We start from the raw sequence: 20,314 nt of genomic DNA, 5'->3' as shown, positions 1-20,314 counted from the left end.
GCCCCTACTTAGCCTGCATGCGCAACGACCCATCAAGGCGAATGACTTCGCCGTTGAGGTAGTCGTTTGCGACAATGGCAGCAGCGAGATCGGCAAACTCCTTGGGCGCTCCCAGGCGTTGCGGGTTGGGGATGGCGGCGGCAAGACCCTCCTGCACCTCTTGAGGCAATTCTGCCAGAAGCGGCGTTAAAAATAGCCCGGGGGCGATGACCATGACCCGAACTCCGAAGCGGGCCAATTCGCGCGCGGCAGGCAGGGTCATGGAAACAATGCCCCCCTTGGAGGCCGCATAGGCCGCCTGTCCGATCTGACCATCAAAGGCTGCCACAGAGGCGGTCGAGATGATTACGCCGCGCTGACGGTTTTCATCAGCTTCCGCAGTCGACATCGCATGGGCGCAAAGGCGCATCATGTTGAACGAGCCGACGAGGTTGACCGAGATAACGCGCTGGAAGGCGGCAAGTTCTGCAGGACCTTCACGTCCCACAATGCGTGCTGCAGTGCCAATACCGGCGCAATTGACCAAAACACTTGGTGCGCCAAGCGTTGCAACTGCAGCATTGACGGCCGCTTCCGCGCTGGCGGCATCGGCAACATCGAGCGCGAAAAACGCCCCGTCAATTGCCTTGGCGACGGCCAGACCCTTTTCCGCATCACGATCCAAGACCGCGACACGAGCCCCAAGAGACGCAAAGTGGCGCGCTGTTGCCTCGCCCAAGCCAGAGGCAGCGCCAGTGACAAAAACCGTCTTTCCGTGAACCTGCACCCCTAAGACTCCGTATTCTCAATCAGCAGCGCCATGCCCTGCCCGCCTCCGATACAAGCGGAGGCAATGCCATAGCGTTTGCCACTGCGCTTGAGTTCATTGGCTAGTGTAAGCGCAATTCGGATACCGGTGACACCTAAGGGGTGACCAAGCGCAATTGAGCCGCCGTTGACGTTGAGCTTTTCGATGTCGAGACCGAGTTCTATCGCACAAGCAATGACTTGCGCACCGAAAGCCTCGTTGATCTCGACGAGATCAATTTGTTCGAGCGTTAAGCCAGCCTTGTCCAAAACGGCGCGAATGGCTGGCGCTGGGCCAATGCCCATGTATTGCGGCTGCACGCCAACAGCAGCACTCGCAAGGATACGGGCAAGTGGCTTATGGCCGTTGGCGTTTGCATAGGCCGAATTGGCAACCAGAACGGCTGCGCCGCCGTCGACGATGGCCGAAGAATTGCCTCCAGTTTGAACTCCGCCAAAGGCAGGACGGAGCTTGGCCAGAACATCATAGGGCGACGGGCGGATATGGCTATCGACGGCCACCGTGGTGACGCCACGCGGCAGTTTAATGCCGCGATCTGCCAGGCCCTCAACGGAGAAGATCTCATTTTCAACCGAGACAATTTCCTCAGAGAACACACCAGCAGACTGCGCCTCTAACGCGCGACTAAAACTGCGTTCCGCAAACAAATCAACGTCTTGCCGGGTGATATTGTATTGCTTTGCCAGGTTCTCGGCCGTGTCACCCATGTTCACTAAGCCAGCAGGATCGTACAGGGCTTCCATGAGGAAATCGCGGAATTCGACATTGCCGAGCGAGAAGCCATTGCGGTGCGTATAGGCCACAATCGGGTTGCGGCTCATGGACTCACACCCGGCAGCCAGGGTCAGATCCATCCGACCCAGCGAGACAGAGTCCGCCGCTTGGGAAATGACTTCCAGGCCCGTGCCACAGATGCGCTGGACCAGGTGGGCAGGTGCTTCAATTGGCGCCCCCGCGTAGAGGCCAATGTGGCGCGGTGTGCAGTAGGCATCGTAGGACGCTTGGGCCATTGAGCCAGCAATGGTGTGGCCGATATGCTTTGGGTCAACGCCAACCCGCTCTACAGCGGCGCGAGCGGCCTTAATACCAAGATCGATTGGAGATATGTCCGCGAAGGCCCCGCGATAGTCCACAAAGGGCGTGCGCGCGCCGCCGAGCAGCCAGGCATCCTCAAACGTAAAGGCCAATGGTTTGGACATGCCTAGGCTCCCTTTCTGTCAAAGATCATGACTTCTTGCACTGGCTCTTCGGCGTAGAGACGCTGCATTAGCTCGGCACGGTGGGTGCGGACAGCGCGTTGATTTATCGACCCTTTATCGGTGACCTCGCCCTTATCGATGTCAGGGGGATCGCTCAGTAGAATAGCCCGAGCGACGTGATTGGAACTGCCAGTGGCGTTGAGCGCGAGCTCGGATAGCGCTGTCTGAAAGCGCTCAACAACTCGGGCGTGGCCGACGACGAGAGCAGCGTCCGTATCCTCGGCCAAGCCTGCATGGCGGCAACACGCTTGCAGGTCTGGGAAGATCATGGCGCCGATGAAATTCCGATCCAGGCCGGTGACGACCACGTCACGAATGAGCGGGGGGCAGGCGCTGATAACGGCACTGCGAACGGCAGCAAAATTCACCCAAGTGCCTGTCGACAATTTGAAATCCTCGGTCACGCGACCGTCGAAGACGAGGCCCAGATCGAGGTTCAGGGGATCGACGAGTTTGACGGCATCGCCGATACAATAATACCCTTCATCGTCAAAGGCTTCGGCGGTCTTTTCATCATCGCGCCAATAGCCGGGGGTGACATTCGGCCCCTTGATCCGCAGCTCAAGCTTTTCGGCATTACTGACGAGTTTGATCTCCATGCCAGCGGCTGGGAGCCCGATATGACCGGCCTGCTCTACCGGCCAAGTCGTTGTAAATGCGAAAGGAGCTGTTTCGGTGGAGCCGTAGCCGGTGATCATCAACACCCGCTCACCGGTCTCAGCGACCGAGGCTTTGGCGAGGCCATCAAACACGTTTTGCGAGAGCCCCGCCCCGGCATATTGCATAAGCTTGAGATTAGCGAAGAGGTTTTTGCGCGCCAACGGGTTCTCATTAAACGCGGAAACGAGCGCCTCGTAAGCCTTTGGAACATTGGTGAAAAACGTCGGCTGCACCATGCTGAGATTTTCGAGCGTACGCCCGAAGCGCGCCGGCGTGGGTTGACCGTCGTCGATGTAGAATGTGCCGCCATTGTAAAGGGCAATGCCGACATTGTGGCTCCCACCGGCAACGTGGTTCCAAGGCATCCAATCGAGCAAGATGGGCGGCTCGTCTGCCAAAAAAGCTAATGCCTGCAAGATCATCTGCTGATTGCAGGCCATCATCCGGTGGGTCGTGATGACGCCTTTGGGCATGCCGGTTGAGCCGGAGGTGAAGAGGAATTTGGCAATCGTGTCTGGGGTGATCGCTTGGTTCGCTGCGGCGACAGCAGGCGAAACTGGCGTCTTCAGCAGGTCGTCAAACGAATAGTCTGCGCGTGAACCGATTGGATTTATACGCGTAACTACAGGAACTTGGCTATCAACGGTCGCGTCGATTGCTGCGCTAAAGGCTGCGCCGTCGCTGGCGTAGATCATGCCGGGGGTCAGGATTTTGGCGATATGCTTGAGCTTGCCAAAGTCGCTCGAAATCAGGGAATAGGCCGGAGAAATCGGCGCATAGGGAATGCCCACCCACAAGGCGGCCATGCCGAGCAAAAAGTGCTCGATTTCATTGCCGGAGAGGATGATCAGCGGCCGCTCTTGGCTGAGATTTGCATTGAGGAGAGCTTGGGCAAGCGGTTGAATTTTATCGACAACTTGCGCGAACGTCAGCTTGCGCCACCCCTCACCGGCGCGATCAGCGATCAGCACACGATCCGGCGATTTTTCAGCCCAGTGCTTGAGCGCGTCGATGATCGAGCGTGGGTATGACCCCAGCGGATCAGCCGAACGAATGACAATGGAGCCGTCGTCGCGGGTCAGCGCCGTAGCGGCCATAGACCCCAATCGCACATGGCGAATTGGTGCTGCCTGAATGTCCATGAGTCCCTCCCTCATACATATTGTTATATTTCATAACTAAATTGTTTCAAGAGGGATTTGATGGGGCACCGATTGGCCTATCGTGGGCACTATGCTGGCACTTTGGGGCGCCAGCATTGGCTTCACAGCGGCACAAAGTGGCGCTTAGGGCCGGTAGCCGACGTCGATAACGCCGCCACCTGAGGTGAAGCGGGAAACGCAGGCGCACATGCGATGCCCTTCCGACTTTTCCTCGGCACTGAAAAACACGTCGCGATGGTCAACTTCGCTCTGGTGCTCAACAATTCGAACAGCGCAGAGACCGCATTCGCCACGCTGGCAGTCGTAAATCATGTCGACGCCGCTTTCGAGCAAAGCCTCCAAGAGAGTCTGATCGGGGCGAACCTGGACGCTCATATCGCGGTTGAGAATGTCGACCTCAAAGCTTTGCTCGGTGAAGAGCCCACTGTCGCCAAAAACTTCGTAGCGCAAACGACTAATCGGACGACCAGACGCGGCCCAAGCCTGTTTGGCGACCTCCAGCATGCCGATGGGCCCGCAGAGGTAACACTCGGCATCGGCCGGGAGTTGAGCGAACTCTTCGGCAAAGTCGGCGTGCTCTCCTCGACTGTTGTCGCAGAACTGTACCCGATCGCCGAGGAGGGAGAGTATCTCCTCTCGGAATGCCATAAGACCCTGTTCACGGGCGCTGAATACCACACGAAGAGAGGCTGCTCGAGCGGCGAGCGCCTTGGCCATGCCGTAGATCGGGGTGATGCCAATGCCTCCGGCGATGAGGAGATAGTGCCCTGCCCGCCAGCTGAGCTCAAAGCGGTTCTCAGGAATGGTGAGGCGCGCCGCATCGCCTTCGCTAAAACTCCACATAAAGCGGGACCCGCCCCGGCTTTGCGGGTGAAGTTTGACCGCCACGGCGATGTGGCCCGGACGTGACGGGACCACCGTATAGGTGCGGACGGTGTGTTGCCCGTTGATGATTATTTTGATGTTGGTGTGAGAGCCCGGATCAAAGCGCGGTACCCCGCCGTCGACGGCAAATTCGATATAGCGCACATCGTCGGCGATCTGGCGGACCTGGCTTACCTTGGCGTTGCGCCACTCTATCTTGTTGCGCATTCCCTACCCCACAACCAATGACAGCGCCGGTACGCGGCGGATCAGGCTCCGATCCTGATCGAGGACGAACTCAAGGTTCTGCAGAGCCAAGTGCGCGTGCTCACGCGCCAAATGTTCGGCCCGAGCCCCTTCGCGCCGCGCGATTGCCTGCACCATCGCCCGATGCTGATCTTGCGCGCCAAACAGCGAACGGCGAAACGCCGGGACATCAGCCTGCTTATCGAGAAATGCACTCGGCGACGCGAATGGCAGGCTGGTGATGCGGGCTATCTCGCGCTGGATGGTCTGGCTCGATAGGCTCCAGAAGAATGCGTGCAGCTGGGCGTTAAGCCCGACATAGGCTTCAAACTCCATCGTCTCGACGCTGGCGCTGAGCGCGGCATCAATGCTGGCGAGAAGGCTATGGAGCACGTCGAGTTTTGCGCTCTCGACACCACGCTCGGCCGCGCGGCGCAAGGCTGTCCCCTCCAGTACGCCCCGCAGTTCTATGGCGTCGACCACGTCCTCCCGGGTAAAACTGCGAACGGCATAGCCACCCGTTGGCTTGAGCTCCACCAAGCCTTCTTGTTCCAGCCGCGCTAAAGCAGCCCGCAAAGGCGTGCGCGAAATACCCAGACGCTCTGCTAAGGCGACTTCGGATAAGCGCTCACCCGACTGGATTTCTCCGCGAATGATCAGATCGCGCACGCCCATGAGGGCGCGCTGTGATTGCATCGCACGGTCAGATGTTTCGCTCATTCTGCGGCCTGCGCCAGCGCATTCTCTTTGGCAATCATGCGGTCGATCAGCTTACGCGCCCACATCGACCCGGCGTCGATATTGAGGTTGTAAATGACGTGATCGGGATTGGCGTCGATGGCCTTTTGCTGGGCTTCGAGAATGATCTCATCCTCGCGGAAAATGGAGGACACGCCTTCGCGCAGATTATGCGTTCGCGATTGTTCGCCAAGCTTATAGTTACGGGCAAAGGCCCAAAAATAGTGGCAGGTTTTACCGGTTTCCGGGGTCATGGTGTTGAGCACGAAACCGTTGACGCCTTGGCTTCGGTCACCCTCGGGAGCGCCCGTGCCCGTTGGTGCAACGCCAACGTCGATGGCGATGGTCGATGGAGCCTCGAAATTGATAATCTGCCAGCGATCGACATTGCCCGGCTTGCCGAGCTGACCGCGCCAGAAGGGCGGCGCGTCAATGTCGATCATCCAGCGGGTGATCGTGGCGGTCGTGTCGCTATGGGTCGCCTCAAACGGCGCTTCGGCAACGGCGCGATTACCGATGGACGATCCGTGGACATAGGTCTCGTGCGTCAGATCCATGAGATTATCGATAACGAGGCGATAGTCGCATTTGACCTGTATGAGCTTGCCGTCGGCAGCCCAATCCGGGTCGTCGTTCCAGTGGAGGTCCGGGACCAAAGCCGGATCAGCCAGAGCGGGATCGCCCATCCAGAGCCAGATGAAGCGGTGCTTTTCAACCAGTGGATAGGATTTGACGCAGGCGGACGGGTTAATCGTATCCTGCGAGGGCATGTATACGCAGCGGCCGGTATCGTCGAACTCAAGGCCGTGATAGCCGCAGATGACATTGTCACCGTGCAGTTCGCCCAAAGAGAGCGGCAGCAGGCGATGCCAGCAGGCGTCAGCGAGCGCGACAGCTGTGCCGTCTTGCTTGCGATAGAGAACGACTGACTTGTCGCAGATTTTGCGCGGTAAAAGTCCGCGTTTGACCTCAACATCCCAAGCGGCGGCATACCACGCATTGAGTGGAAATGTTTGAGCCGTCATATTGCCCTCCCCTGCAAACAACAGATGTATAATTGTTATGATGTATACATATCTATCATTGCAAGGAAAGCCAGTTTAAAAGGATACGGCGCATAAAGCCCCACAAGGGAGAGCAAAGCCCTCCCCTTCATCGCGCGCGAGCTAGTGGATCAGACCGCACAGTTCATTTTGAATTTCAACAAGTTGCGGAAAGAACTTCGCAACGACTTCAGCATTTTCGTAGTGGAAGGCCGAGACGCCGATATTGATGGCGGCGATAACGACCTTGCGAGAATTGTATACCGGAACGGCAATGGAGCGCAGGCCGATCTCTGTTTCCTGATCGTTGAGCGCGTACCCCTGCTCCCGGATTTTGGCGAATTCGGCCTGAAGACCCTCAAGGGTCGTGATGGTGTTTTTCGTGCGCGGCTCAAACGGACCTTCGCCGATCAGCGCTGTGAGATCGTGATCTTTAAGCTGCGCTAGCATGGCGCGTCCCATCGAGGTGCAGTGAGCCGGAAGGCGCGAGCCAGCCATCAGCGAAATCGACATGATCTTTCGCTGCGCGGCGCGAGCGACATAGACGATTTCGGACCCATCCAGAATTGAGGCGGAGCTGCTTTCGCCAATACGCTCGGAGAGATCATCAAGCATGGGCTGGATGATGCTCGGCATGGGCATGGTGGCGAGGCACGCTGTACCGAGGCGCAGGACGCGCGGCGTCAGGGTGAAATACTTGCCGTCGTAAGTGGCGTATCCCAAGTGGGCTAAAGTGAGCAGACAGCGCCGCGCGGTGGCGCGATCGAGTCCGCTCGCCGCAGCAACCTCAGAAATAGACTGACGTGGCGTATCCGCCCGGAAGGTTTCTATAGCCAACAAGCCTTTGGCCAAGCCCCCCATTATATCACGTTCCAGCACCGCGAACCCCTTTTGTGCGATAACTCAACAAAGGACACATATCGCACAAATGCAGTTGCGGGAAATCCCCTGAATGACCATTCTCCCGCGCAACAGGAAGGAGCTGTTCATGGATAAGACTATCCCAGCCCTCAGTGCCGCCGTTGCGGACATTGAGGATGGCATGACAGTGATGATTGGTGGTTTCGGTGGCGCAGGCGCGCCAATCGAACTGATCCACGCTTTAATTCAACGCTTTAAGGCAACCGGGCACCCGACCGGACTGACCGTCATCAATAACAATGCGGGCAATGGACAAATCGGCCTGGCTGCCATGATCGCTCTGGGGATGGTGAAGAAACTTATCTGCTCTTTCCCACGTTCTGCTGACCCAAAAGCCTTCACCGATCGCTATCTGGCTGGTGAAATAGAACTCGAACTGGTGCCGCAAGGAACTCTGGCTGAGCGCATTCGCGCTGGTGGCGCTGGCATTCCGGCATTTTATACGCCCGCGAGCTACGGCACGACCGTTGCCGAAGGCAAGCCGGTCGGCGAATTCGACGGCAAGTGCTATGTGCAGGAACGTTGGCTGAAGGCTGACTTTGCGCTGATCAAGGCGGAAACGGCCGACACACACGGCAACCTCACCTATCGCGCTGCCGCGCGCAACTTCTCGCCGCTGATGGCAACCGCAGGCCGCGTCACCATTGTGCAGGCGACACGTGTGGTTCCCGCCGGTGGGATTGACCCTGAAATCGTCGTGACCCCGGGCATCTTTGTGCAACGCGTTGTCGAAGTGGCGGACCCGCAGCAGGAAGAAACGCTGATGCAGCAGGGAGTGTCACACGTATGAGCAAGCTCACAAACGCACAAATGGCTTGGCGCGCAGCGCAGGACATTGCCGACGGCGCTTATGTCAATCTGGGCATTGGCTTTCCCGAAATGGTGGCGCAATTCCAGCCTGCCGGTCGTCAGGCGGTGTTCCACACCGAAAACGGCATTCTCAACTTCGGCAGCGCCCCGGCCAAGGGCGAAGAAGATTGGGACATGATCAACGCCGGTAAGAAGGCCGTTACCCTCCTGCCGGGCGCGAGCTTTTTCAACCACTCCGACAGCTTCTCGATGGTGCGTGGCGGACATTTGGACGTCGCGATTTTGGGTACTTATGAAGTGGCCGAAAATGGTGACCTCGCCAATTGGAGCACGGGCGGTAAGGGCATTCCCGGCATTGGTGGCGCAATGGACCTCGTGCATGGCGCCAAGCGCGTTGCGGTATTGACCGAGCATGTCACCAAAGATGGCAAGCCCAAATTAGTGAAACGCTGCTCCTTGCCGGTTACGGGATTAGGGTGCGTCACGCGCGTGTACACAAGCCTTGCGGTGATCGACATCGAGAACGAGAGATTCGTGCTGCGCGAAAAGCTTGCCTCGATGAGCGTCGAAGAACTGCAAAGCGTCACCGGCGCAGAACTCGTTCTGCCCGATGACATTCTCGATCTGACTGTGCCGGAGCTATAAATGCGTGAGGCTTATATCTGCGCTTACAAGCGCACCCCAATCGGCCGCTTTGGCGGCGCTCTCTCCGCAGTGCGCCCCGACGATCTTGGCGCTATCCTCCTCAAGGCATTGATGGAAGAGCACACAAGCGTTGACTGGGAAGCGGTCGACGACGTGATTTTTGGCAATGCCAATCAAGCCGGCGAAGACAACCGCAACGTGGCGCGTATGAGCCTGCTGCTGGCGGGCATGCCGCTTGCGGTGACAGGCACGACCATCAACCGGTTGTGCGGTTCCGGGCTCGATGCGGTTTTGACGGCGGCGCGCGCTATCATCAGCGGCGAGGCCGATCTCATGATCGCGGGCGGCACGGAATCCATGTCCCGCGCGCCTTTCGTCATGCCCAAGGCTGAGACCGCGTTTTCGCGTCAGGCGGAAATCTATGACACCACCATTGGCTGGCGCTTCATCAATCCGCTGATGAAAGAGCTATATGGCACCGACAGCATGCCGGAAACCGGCGAAAATGTTGCGCGCGACTTCGGCGTGAGCCGTGAGGCACAGGACCAGTTCGCTGTGGCCAGTCAGGCCAAGGCCGCGGCGGCACAGGCGAATGGTCGCTTTGACCGCGAAATCGTGCCGGTGACGATCAAGGGCCGCAAGGGCGATACGGTCGTGAGCCGCGACGAACATCCGCGCGCAGACACAACGATGGAGACACTGCAGAAGCTGCGCCCGCTGTTCCCATCGGGCAGCGTGACCGCTGGCAATGCCTCGGGCGTGAATGATGGCGCAGCAGCGCTGATCATCGCTTCGGCTGACGCGGCCAAAAAGCACGGACTGACGCCAATCGCGCGGATCGTTGGCGGCGCCACTGCTGGTGTTCCGCCACGGGTCATGGGCATTGGCCCAGCTCCAGCGACCCAGAAGCTGCTGAAGCGTTTGGGCCTCGAGGCCGCTGATCTCGATGTGATCGAACTCAATGAAGCCTTCGCGAGCCAGGCCATTGCTGTTCTCAACGAACTTGGCATTTCGCCGGACGATAACCGCGTCAATCCGAATGGCGGCGCGATTGCGCTGGGTCATCCGCTCGGCATGTCGGGAGCGCGGATCATCGGCAGCGCCGCGCTGGAACTCGGCCTTGCCGGTAAAAAGCGAGCGTTGACGACCATGTGCATTGGCGTTGGCCAAGGCATTTCGGCGGTGATCGAAGCCGTCTAAGTCGATATATTGCAGCCCGCGACATCACATCGATGTGGCGGGCTGCGTTTAGGTTTCCCGGAATGCGCGGCTCATGCTGTCGACGATTGGCCGTGACAGATATTCAAAGAAGGTCCGCTGGGCGGTCTGGATCATAACCTCGACGGGCATGCCGGGAGTGGGCACGAAGTTTGGTACCGCTGCAAACTGTTCAGGCGAGATGCTGACACGGGCCACATAGACTTCTTGAGCGCCTTGGGTCGAGTTTTCGAGCATGGAGTCTGCTGAGAGGTAGTCGAGCGTGCCTTCGAGAATTGGCGTCGTCCGCTGATTGAGCGCCGACAGGCGCACGGCGACTTTAACGCCCTGTTTCACTTCATCAATCTTCTGACGCGGAATATAGGTCTCGATGATGAGCGGCACGCCGCTGGGCAGGATTTCCATGATCGGCTTACCGCTTTCCACCACGCCACCGGTGGTGTGGTAATAGGTGCGCACCACGACCCCGGAAACGGGCGAGCGTATGGTAGTGCGTGTCAGCACGCTTCGCGCCTGCCGGATCTGTTCGCGCACACTATCCAGCTCAATCTGCACGTTCTGGATTTCGCTAAGGGCGGTTTGCCGATTGGCGTCACGAACTTGGATCATCTCGCCAGTATAGCGCGATATCTGGGTGTCGATCTCCTGCACTTCGGCCATCAGACGGGAAATGTCGCCGTCTGCATCGGCCACGGCGCGCTGGATCTGGCGGACTTCCGAACGGGTGATGAGGCCCTTATCGAGCAATACTGTTTTGGTCTCCAATTCCGCGGTGAGAAGGTCTCGCTGGGCTTCCATCGATGAGATTTGCCCTCTCTCACCGGTCTGACGATGGGTCAATGCCTCGACATTGCGCGTCAGCAGTGTGAGATCATTGTCGAGTTTTTCCCGCCAAGCCTGGAAATGGGCTTTTTGGCCAACCAGTATCTCCTGCATGGCGGTCGCCCCTTCGCCATAGGCCGCGACCGGAATTTCCGTCATGACTTTACTGTCGGCAACCTGATCGCTGAGGCGCTGGAGGATGGCGCGCAGCCGCATCTCGCGCTGCATCAACTGCTGCATATTGGTGAGAGCGGCTGTGTCATCCAAGGTCATGAGGGTCTGGTTTTCAACGACGGTTTCGCCATCGCGGACGCTCAAACTAGCGATGATCCCGCCTTCGAGATGTTGGATAACCTTGTTCTCCCCCGTGGCAACAAAGGTGCCGGGGGAAATGACTGCCGCCGCCAAAGGAGCAAAGGCACCCCAGGCCCCAAAGCCACCAAAGGTGACAAGGATGAGCGTGCCACCAATCAGCACCTGTTTGCGGATGGAGCGCGGGACTTCGCGATACCATTCGACTTCGTGGTAACGGACTTCGCTCACGCTCATACTGCGTCTCCCAGCGGCACGGCGGTGTTGCCGTTCAAGACACTCTTATTGGCGTTGGACTTGGCGCTGATCTGCGCCATGACCTCATCGCGCTTACCGAACAAGGCGACGCTGCCGTTGTTGAGCAGCATGATCTTGTCGACGACGCTGAGCAAAGATGGACGCTGAGTGATCGTCACGACGGTGATCTTGCGCTTTCTGGCCTCCGTCAGCGCCTTGGCGAGCGCGACTTCGCCCTGCGTGTCGAGGTTGGAGTTGGGCTCATCGAGAACGACGAGCTTTGGCGAGCCGTAGAAGGCGCGAGCCAGCGCGATCAACTGCTTTTGCCCACCGGAAAGCGGCGCGCCATCGGCGGCGACATAGGTTTCGTAGCCCTGCGGCAGGCTCGAAATCAGCTCGTGAACATTGGCCAGAACAGCGGCATCGAAGATGTCTTTGTCGGTCGCGTCATCGCGCATTCGACCGATATTGGCCTTGATGGAGCCGGGGAAGAGTTGGACGTCCTGGGGCAGATAGCCGACGTTTTCACCGAACTGACGTTGATCCCAATTGCGCAGATCCATCAGGTCCAGCCGGACATTGCCCGAGGTGGGAAGGATCGAGCCGACGAGCATTTTTCCCAGCGTCGTCTTGCCTGCGCCCGAACTTCCAATCAGCGCCAAAGACTCGCCCGGTTGCAGGGAAAAGGAGATGCCGTTGAGAATAACGCGCTTGTTTGGCGGCGGTACGAAGAGCACGCGCTCGACATCAAGCTTGCCACTTGGCGAGGGCAGCTGCAGGCGGGCGAAGTTCAATGGCGAAGATTGCAGGAGGCCGCGGATGCGCCCGATAGCGGCGCGGACATGGACGACGTGGTTCCACCCTTCAATAGCCCCTTCAATCGGCGAGAGAGCGCGTCCAGAGATGATCGACGCGGCGATCACCATGCCGCCGGTCATCTGCCCCTCCAGCGCCAAGAAGGCGCCCCACCCTAAAAGTCCCACTTGAGTACACAGCCGTACGAGCTTGGAAATACTAGAGAAAAACGTATTCATGTCCTGCGCACGCACTTGCGCTTTAAGCGACCCGGCAGTGTCTTTACCCCAGATGCGCACGGCCTCGGGGATCATCGCCAAAGCGTTGATGATCTGAGCATTGCGAGACATGGAGTCGAGATGCGCATTGGCTCGATAGAGGAAGGCATTGGCCTCACCAAAGGATTTGGCCGTGGCGCGCTGGTTGAGCAAGGCCACCACCAGCAGCACCAAGCTGGCGCCCACAATGATGACCCCGAGCGTTGGGTGAATAAGATAGACCACCACAATAAAGAGCGGCGCGAGCGGCGCGTCGAGAAGCGCCAGCAGCGTGCCTGAGGTGATGAACGAGCGAACCTGCTGCAAATCTGACAACACCTGATATTCCCGGCCATTACCCCCGAGCGAGGCGCGCGCTGCAGCGCTCAAGACCGGAGCGCCCAATTGCACCTCAGCCTCTACGGCCGTTCGCATGAGGATGATGCGCCGGGTGCCATCCAGAAAGACTTGTAAGAAGACAGCCCCGAGCACGAATATGGTGAGCATCGCCAGCGTGTCGAGAGAGCGGCTTGTGAGGACGCGGTCTGACATCTGGAAGAGATAGATGGGGATCGCCAGAACGAGGATGTTGATGAAGATTGTGAAGACGAAAACCAACACAAGATTGCGTTTGATGGTCGATAAGGCGCTCCGATAGCTGTCAGCAAAGCTGATCGGTTTCATGCGCTTATGGAAATTTCCGCCGCCATTGTCATTGGTTGCAGGCTTGTCGATTGTTACCGGGCGCTGCTCGTCCTCGTCCTGGCCATCGGTTTCAGGATCGGCGAGGATTGGCCCGCGCTCCATGTCGATGGTTGGCCCTAACGGCCGTGATCTGCCAATTTCTTCGGTAGGACGAACCGGGGCGCTGCCGTTGCCCAGAGCGCCGGATACCGCACCGTAAAGCTTGGTATCAATATCGTCTCCCGCGCGAGCAGCGCGTGGATCGCCTTCCGTGATCATCCCTTCCAATGAGCGTGTAGCGCGATCGACCTGATCGAGAAAATCTCCGGCCGTCCTCGTTTGAGGGCCATAAGATTGATCTGGACGCCCATTGCCTCGGTCGTTTGTGCCGTCCCCCACGAGAGGTCTCCCTTACACCAGCATCGACTGCATTGCGTCGAGCGAGGCGTCATGGTGTGTCGGTGCGGCGATTACGCCGTCGCTGTCCCCACAGTCGTCCCCCGCATCTGCGCCTAAGAATGCGATTGCCTCGGTGACCAAGACGTCAGGATCAAAACGCCCGCCGTCGCCACCGGAGAGAATATCCGCCTGGATGAGGATCGCGTCCGAATAGACGACACCATCGACATAGGCGCCGGTTCCCAAGGTATCCACATCAACAATTGCGGCCAGATTGATCAGAGCATTGCTGCCGGTGGTTACCTGCCAATTGGCGGTTTGATCATCCAATATCGCCGCCTGAGCGATGGCCACTTGGTCAGCATCGCCGAGCACATTGAGCTGGCGCACATAGTGCAGATCAAAAATGCTCCCGGTTACGATCAGAACCGATAGGCCGGACATTCCGGCATAATCCGCATCACTGAGAAAACCTGAAGGCATGGCGGGTCGGTCGCCATCTTCAGCGTCCTCAAGAGCTTGTTGGTAATGGGACGGCAGGCCTAAGGCCCACCCGCCCGCACCGATGTTGGAAATCGACGCGCCATTGTAGAGCAGGTTTCCTCCGGTGCTGACCGAGCCCGCATAGCCATCACCGGAGATAAAATCATCGTCCAGCAGCACATTGGATTGCACGATAAAGTTGGCGTCGTAGAGAGTGCCACCGATGATGATGAGATCGTAATACGTCCCCAGCGCGCTGAACGAGGTGATGTTCTGCGCCAGATCGGCACCAGTCACGAAGTTGGACTGGGAGCCGGTGCTGTTGAGCACGTGGATATCGTTGTCGTAGATGAAGGTGGCTTGAACCAGCCATTGGGCAAAAACCAGATCACCTTGGACGACCGTCACGCTCCAATTGGAAGGACCTGCTTCAGTGTCGCCGGAGCGCGTGCTGCTAGCAATGTCGAGTTGGGAATGGGTGAAGGTCGCGACGTTTAGCGCCATGGTGGGCGGGGCCACGGAGGCGGCAATTTCACCCACGAGGGTGTCTTGGTCGCTCACGCAATTGGATTGCACGATGACGTCAAGCTGACGAACATCGCCCTGAACACCAATGACACCGGTGAGCATGCCAGAATTGCTCAACTGGGCGACGTTGACGAGCAAGTTGCCGCCCGCCATCAGATCAAGGCTCGCTTCCGCTCCGGAGGAAGCCTCGTGCTGCACGGTTTCCTCTGCGGGCTCCGGCGTATCTTGGGGCTGAAACGGTTCGGGCAAGAGATCATCAAGAAGCGGAGCCTCTTCGGCCATCTCGCCATTGACGTAGATGCCGGAGAGCGTATCGCCAGAGGCAACAAGGTGATCCGGAGCAAAATCGTCGGCAGCAATGGTCTGCTGCACGGCAATGACAAAATCTCCCATCGAGGAGACGTCGGACGGCACATCGAGGGCGCTGAACGGATTAACAGCGACTGTGTCCGCGAGCATTTCAGCAAGTCGTGGCGTTACGGTCAGATCAACCAAGGGACGGTCAGCGCCGCCGAGATCTAAGACGTCATTGTCTTCGAGGAAAATCTGCTGCTTGACGACGAAGAGGACTTCACCCGGATCAGGACCGAGGTCTGGACCCGCTTCCCGGTGAACATAGCCAATCACCCCGCTGGGCAAGGATTTGTGTGAGGGTTCACTATCGTCCTGTTCCGCAGGACGCTTGGCAGGCTTGGGCTCGAGTTTGATCCGCGCGGGATCAATGGGTGAATGACCATAGAACTCATAGGGGTGCGGCGTGTGCTCAACACCAGGTTGGAAATACTTGATAGCATGGGGCTGGATGACATCGAGCTCGTGGAGGCGTAGCGCCTCCTCATCCGGCACTTCATTTTCGCGATAGCGAAAAGTCAGTAGCTCGTGCCGTAAGCGTGCTGTCTCCTCGGAGAATTCCCAGTGACCAATGAAGTGCGCGATGATTTCGTCGTATGGCGGGAGGTAAGCGTACATGAGCGTGGCCCTTCCCTGCGCAGGCATTCAACGCAGGTCGACCTGCGCTTGCGCGCAGGTCGTAAGTACTGAACGGGGTGAATTACGCTTCGGCGTCGTCGCCACCAACGCTCGTATAGTTGTTGTTTCCACCAACTACGGAGACGTCGACCGCATTCTGCTGCAGGTTCGCACCAAGGACGATTTCCTGCGTGAATGCTGTGGAGCTTAGCGACGATGCAGCACTGGAGGCTGCCGATGCTGCGATATCGTCGCCAGCATCGATAGACCAGCCGTCTTTGCCGTCTGCATCACCGATACCGAAGCCGTCACCTGTGCTGGAGTCACCACCGGCGCTATCCCAAGTCATATCGAAGGTGCCGCCGTTATTCTGCTGCACATTGCTCAGGTTGTCATTGTCGACCAGATCGGCGATCTGATTGACCGCAAATGCGGTGTTGTGGTCACCAGTCCCGAAGGCATTGTTGAAGATGTTTTCGAAGTTAACATCGTCACCGGGATCGAAGGAGATATCGCCACCACCATTGGTCATGAAGATATTGTCGAAGTCGACGTCCTTCATATCGATGTCAGCAAAATCAGCGTCGTCAGGGACACGTGGTGTGTCCAGATCGAGGTCCACATCGACATTGACGTTCACATCAGTGGTCGATGTGTTTTCGTTGACGTTGACGTTTTCGTTGCTGCTGCCGTTCAGGTTCACATTGCCATTGAGATTGCCGTTAAGGTTCTCACTGGACGAATGCTGCCACTGGCCCTGGTCCTGATCCTGCTTCTGGTCTTGATCTTGGTCTTGTTTCTGATCCTGATCTTGATCCTGTTTCTGATCTTGGTCCTGAGCTTGGGCTTCTAGCTGCGCCTGCAGCTGGGCTTGCAACTCGGCCTGCACCTGTGACTGGTCCTGGGAGGGGTCGATGGTGCTTGGAGTGTGGTGATTGTTGTTGTTTCTATTAGATCTAGTCATTTCTCGCTCCACGAGAATAACACTGTGGCGAGACCCAACTCATTTCCAAAGGGTCCATAGTCACGGTGTTGGTGACCGGCTCTGAATCAGGCACACCACAATAGGCTCTGCGAAATGATCGCAGATGGCGTAGCGTTATGTACATGAACTCAACCGAGGGCAGTAAGACGATCTCGGACAACTATCCTGAGCGTCGGTAAGACAAGCTCACCATTCCGAGGCCCACCCGGAACATCACCGTTGGAGCATCGATTTCGGGCTAGAGTTAAGACGATCTTTAAGACTAGCTAGAACGGGCTATACGGATTTTTACGAAACTATTACGGCGCAAAGACTTGGGTTTCGAAACTGTTTCCCAAAGACTGCCAGGGCAAATATTTTACCCAATAAGACTATATTCCTCGCAAATCCTTGTAGCTATAGTCACCCCCAAGTCTAGATACGGAAATCTCCCTAGTGCAGGGCGACATGCAAGACTGGATTGGAGGGTACCAGTGTCACTGCTTGGAGACGTCTTTCCCAATGTCGGGGCGTTAGGCCCCGCGCCTACCTCAGGCATGGTCGAAAACACGATCATATTGGGGGTAGAAGAGGATGCGCTATTTCAGGGACTAGCCCATGCGATGAGCTTGGCATTCCCCAATTACACAGCGCGCTTTGACGATAAATTGGACGCTCCCCACGCGCCCTCGCTTATTCTTTTGCCGGCCGACAAATCCGATGATCTGCTTTCGACGCTGGCCGCGCTCAAAGAGAAATATCCCGCCTCGATCATTGGAGTCGTGGTTGTAAACGGCAAGTCTTGCGACGAAAAAGTACTGAGCGCAGCGGCGGCACAAAACCTCGCCCATGGTGTCTTGCCCATCAGCCTGTCGCTGCGCGTTTGGCTCGCCGCTGTCTGGCTGCTGCTCAACGGCGGGCGCTATCTTCCGCCCAGCCTTTGGACGCACGCAACCGAACCCAGCTTTAGTGGACTGGACACACCGGTGCTCACGCAAGCGCCCAGTTCAATTCTCTCCCCCGCCCTGAATATCGCCCCGAACCACCTCGAAAATCTGACGATCCGTGAACGCGAAGTCCTCCGGCTTTTATCGAAGGGATTTCAAAACAAGATCATCGCCGCACGCCTAGACCTGTCGGAACACACGATCAAGATCCACGTCCACAACATCATCCGCAAGCTTGGCGTTCACAACCGAACCCAAGTGGCTTGGCTGTTCCGAAACCGATCCGACGACCCAGAGTAGGCATCACCTCAGAAGGGAAACTGCATCATGAGCACTCTCGAGAGTGCCTTACAGCGCGTCGGTCGCCTGAACTATGTCTGGACCAATACCGAGAGCCTGTTCATCTACCTGATCGCCCATCTGCTTGGCGCATCGAAGGACGGTGCGATCATTGTCTTTCTGACACTCAACACGACGCGGGCGCGGCTCGACCTCCTGCAGCGCTTGGCCAAACTCCCCGCAGTCGATCCGGATGACCGGCAGGCTGTGCTGTCCATCACAGATCGCCTGGGAAAAGAAAGCGCGCTTCGCAACAAGTTCAACCACTGCATCTACTCTTTCGATCGAGATGGCGCGATCACCACGCAGCTGATGCGCATTTCCGATCTCCATGACGATATTCGCTATGGGAAAACAGAGGCTTTGGATGACGCCGAGCTCAAGCGCATCGACGCGGCCATAACCAGAATTGTGGCGGTCAACAAGGCGATCTTGGCCTTCATCCAAGCCAAAGGGATTAGCTACTGACCCCGCAGCGGGCATACCCCCATCGGACTAGCTACTAAGCAGCAAATCGGTTGCGACGTAATATTCCCTAAACCCAAGGGGAAACGCGATGCTCGTCACGGCCATTTCCACCACCACTGAATTGTCTGCGCTGGAGAGCCAGTGGAACAGGCTCTATGCGCAAGATCCCCATGCGCATTATTTCCTCTCCTATGGTTTCATGCGCGATTGGCTGGTGGCGCTTGAAGGCGGCTGGCAGGTTTTAATTGCCCGAAACACGGCCGATGGCGAGATTGTCGCCCTCCTTCCTTTGAGGTTCCGCCTGCGCACGCTGCCCTCGGGGAGATTCTATGTCACCCTGCTGATGGCCGGGAACTATGGCGCTGATTATACGGGGCTGATTTGCCGTCCGCAGGAGACGCGTCATGTTATCCCCGCGCTGGCCAAGGCAATCCGACACCTCGACTGGCAAGAGCTAGACTTCGACTACATCCAGGCCGCCGACCCGCGTTATGAAAAACTGCTCGATGAGTTTTCCGCTCGGCGATTTGACCGAACAGCAGGCGTGCGGACCAATGAAGAGCACACCAACAACCTCCTGTGTCCCGTCGTCTCCCTGCCAGCAACCTTCGACGAGCATCTCGGCCAGCTCAGCGCCAATATGAGGCAAAAGCTGCGCCGCCTCTTGCGCACACTCGACGATCAGAATTCGGTCGAAATCACCTATCCGACCGCCGAGACTTTTAACGCCGCCTATGACCAACTGGCCCAATTCTGGTGGCAAAAATGGTCCCACAAGAAGGGAGCAGAACGCTCTCAAAGCATCTTGCGGACCAATCGGCGGATTACCCTCAATGCCCTACAGGCGGGGTCGCTTTATATGCCGCTGCTCACGGTAGACGGACGGCTCGTTGCTGGGCTCATCACCTTTCTCGACCCGGTGCGCGGCACCGCCAATTTCTTTATGACAGGTCGCGACGAAAGCTATGAAGGCCCCTCGCCCGGCCTCTTGCTCCACGCCTTTTCCATTAGGGAGATGATCAGTCGCAGCTACCGCGAGTATAATTTCCTGCGTGGTGACGAACCCTACAAACTGCTCTTCGGCCCCAAGCTGGAACAGCTCCAATGCGTCCGTGTAAAGAGACGCAAATCCAATGGGATATTGCCCCAAGCCGTGCTTGATCGCGCCGCGGTATTGGCAACTGCCGCGCACCAGAAATCGCGCTTCAAACAAGCGGCCGCCGGCTATACCCAAATCCTGCAATCGGCACCCAATACCGTCAATATCCTCTATAGGCTCGGACAATTATATGAGCAGACGGGACATGAGGATGCTGCCTATCTGACCTATGCAAAAGCCGCCCAATTGGTGCCCCGCAACCAAATGCTGAAAGACCGGCTCACCCGGCTTCGCCCCGCCCCCCATACCATGCCGCCTTCCGCGGCACTGAGCGCCCCATCACGCGACGCGAACTAGCAAAAAGCGCCATTTTACTTGGCCGGGTTTTGGCGTCCATCTTTGCGCTTGACTTGTATGGAAGGCGGCGCAATGTTGCGGTATCTGAGCAGGATATTCCTCTCAGGATCGGCCGGAGACGCGTCATGGACCTTTTGGGTCCAGCCAGGGTATGTGGTCAAGCGCGAGCTACGCGGTACGTCTGCTGTCGGACCGATGAGTAACGGACAGCTGCTCGTATCGACCTTCTGAGTTGCCTGCGAAGTAACAACCGTGCGGTCGCGGTTGGCGGGCACTACC

17 protein-coding genes are annotated in these 20,314 nt (G+C 57.8%); 6 read left to right on the top strand and 11 right to left on the bottom strand.

Going from position 1 to position 20,314, the window contains the following annotated elements:
- Nucleotides 1-4: 4 nt before the first annotated feature.
- The 7 genes from H4N61_RS07410 to H4N61_RS07380 all read right to left on the bottom strand — a co-directional run bounded on the left by H4N61_RS07410 (nt 5) and on the right by H4N61_RS07380 (nt 7,642).
- On the bottom strand, nt 5-766 hold the full coding sequence (locus H4N61_RS07410; RefSeq protein ID WP_182395648.1) for an SDR family NAD(P)-dependent oxidoreductase: 762 nt from the start codon (nt 764-766) through the stop codon (nt 5-7).
- A 2-nt stretch (nt 767-768) separates the two neighbouring features.
- Nucleotides 769-2,007: a thiolase family protein gene (locus H4N61_RS07405; protein ID WP_182395646.1), complete on the bottom strand. Its 1,239-nt coding sequence runs from the start codon at nt 2,005-2,007 to the stop codon at nt 769-771.
- A 2-nt stretch (nt 2,008-2,009) separates the two neighbouring features.
- Nucleotides 2,010-3,869: a feruloyl-CoA synthase gene (locus tag H4N61_RS07400; RefSeq protein ID WP_182395645.1), complete on the bottom strand. Its 1,860-nt coding sequence runs from the start codon at nt 3,867-3,869 to the stop codon at nt 2,010-2,012.
- A 144-nt stretch (nt 3,870-4,013) separates the two neighbouring features.
- Nucleotides 4,014-4,982 (bottom strand): PDR/VanB family oxidoreductase, encoded by a 969-nt coding sequence (locus H4N61_RS07395; RefSeq protein ID WP_182395643.1) that lies wholly within the window; start codon nt 4,980-4,982, stop codon nt 4,014-4,016.
- A gap of 3 nt (nt 4,983-4,985) precedes the next feature.
- Complete coding sequence (locus H4N61_RS07390; protein WP_182395641.1) at nt 4,986-5,720, bottom strand: GntR family transcriptional regulator; 735 nt, start codon at nt 5,718-5,720, stop codon at nt 4,986-4,988.
- Nucleotides 5,717-6,763, bottom strand: a complete 1,047-nt coding sequence (locus H4N61_RS07385; RefSeq protein WP_182395639.1) for an aromatic ring-hydroxylating dioxygenase subunit alpha — start codon at nt 6,761-6,763, stop codon at nt 5,717-5,719. Before H4N61_RS07385 ends, H4N61_RS07390 begins: the two co-directional genes overlap by 4 nt.
- A 141-nt stretch (nt 6,764-6,904) precedes the next feature.
- Nucleotides 6,905-7,642: an IclR family transcriptional regulator C-terminal domain-containing protein gene (locus H4N61_RS07380; protein WP_182395977.1), complete on the bottom strand. Its 738-nt coding sequence runs from the start codon at nt 7,640-7,642 to the stop codon at nt 6,905-6,907.
- Nucleotides 7,643-7,769: 127 nt separating this feature from the next.
- On the opposite strand from H4N61_RS07380, the gene H4N61_RS07375 reads away from it, so the two are divergent.
- Genes H4N61_RS07375 through pcaF form a run of 3 tightly spaced genes read left to right on the top strand, consistent with a single transcriptional unit; the run spans nt 7,770 to nt 10,357 of the window.
- The gene (locus H4N61_RS07375; protein ID WP_182395637.1) at nt 7,770-8,492 is read left to right on the top strand and encodes a 3-oxoacid CoA-transferase subunit A; all 723 of its coding nucleotides are present in this window, start codon (nt 7,770-7,772) and stop codon (nt 8,490-8,492) included.
- Complete coding sequence (locus tag H4N61_RS07370; RefSeq protein ID WP_182395636.1) at nt 8,489-9,157, top strand: 3-oxoacid CoA-transferase subunit B; 669 nt, start codon at nt 8,489-8,491, stop codon at nt 9,155-9,157. Before H4N61_RS07375 ends, H4N61_RS07370 begins: the two co-directional genes overlap by 4 nt.
- The gene (gene pcaF, locus H4N61_RS07365) at nt 9,158-10,357 is read left to right on the top strand and encodes a 3-oxoadipyl-CoA thiolase (RefSeq protein ID WP_182395634.1); all 1,200 of its coding nucleotides are present in this window, start codon (nt 9,158-9,160) and stop codon (nt 10,355-10,357) included.
- Nucleotides 10,358-10,405: 48 nt separating this feature from the next.
- Here pcaF and H4N61_RS07360 read toward each other — a convergent pair whose 3' ends face one another.
- The 4 genes from H4N61_RS07360 to H4N61_RS07345 all read right to left on the bottom strand — a co-directional run bounded on the left by H4N61_RS07360 (nt 10,406) and on the right by H4N61_RS07345 (nt 16,825).
- The gene (locus tag H4N61_RS07360) at nt 10,406-11,746 is read right to left on the bottom strand and encodes an HlyD family type I secretion periplasmic adaptor subunit (protein WP_182395632.1); all 1,341 of its coding nucleotides are present in this window, start codon (nt 11,744-11,746) and stop codon (nt 10,406-10,408) included.
- Nucleotides 11,743-13,881 (bottom strand): type I secretion system permease/ATPase, encoded by a 2,139-nt coding sequence (locus H4N61_RS07355; RefSeq protein ID WP_248306581.1) that lies wholly within the window; start codon nt 13,879-13,881, stop codon nt 11,743-11,745. Before H4N61_RS07355 ends, H4N61_RS07360 begins: the two co-directional genes overlap by 4 nt.
- A gap of 12 nt (nt 13,882-13,893) precedes the next feature.
- Entirely contained in the window at nt 13,894-15,861 is a 1,968-nt protein-coding gene (locus H4N61_RS07350; RefSeq protein ID WP_182395630.1) for a hypothetical protein, read from the bottom strand.
- An 82-nt stretch (nt 15,862-15,943) separates the two neighbouring features.
- Nucleotides 15,944-16,825 carry a hypothetical protein gene (locus H4N61_RS07345; RefSeq protein ID WP_182395628.1) on the bottom strand — a complete coding sequence of 294 codons (882 nt, stop codon included), beginning with the start codon at nt 16,823-16,825 and terminating at the stop codon, nt 15,944-15,946.
- A 494-nt stretch (nt 16,826-17,319) separates the two neighbouring features.
- Between H4N61_RS07345 and H4N61_RS07340 the strand changes: the two genes are divergently transcribed.
- The 3 genes from H4N61_RS07340 (at nt 17,320) to H4N61_RS07330 (ending at nt 20,035) form a co-directional block, all read left to right on the top strand.
- Nucleotides 17,320-18,072 (top strand): response regulator transcription factor, encoded by a 753-nt coding sequence (locus tag H4N61_RS07340; protein ID WP_182395626.1) that lies wholly within the window; start codon nt 17,320-17,322, stop codon nt 18,070-18,072.
- A gap of 27 nt (nt 18,073-18,099) precedes the next feature.
- Entirely contained in the window at nt 18,100-18,579 is a 480-nt protein-coding gene (locus H4N61_RS07335; protein WP_182395625.1) for a hypothetical protein, read from the top strand.
- Nucleotides 18,580-18,667: 88 nt separating this feature from the next.
- Complete coding sequence (locus tag H4N61_RS07330; RefSeq protein WP_182395623.1) at nt 18,668-20,035, top strand: GNAT family N-acetyltransferase; 1,368 nt, start codon at nt 18,668-18,670, stop codon at nt 20,033-20,035.
- Nucleotides 20,036-20,314 lie beyond the last annotated feature (279 nt).

This window comes from Devosia sp. MC521, assembly GCF_014127105.1.
GTDB lineage: Bacteria > Pseudomonadota > Alphaproteobacteria > Rhizobiales > Devosiaceae > Devosia.
This window is presented reverse-complemented; position numbering and strand designations above follow the sequence as displayed.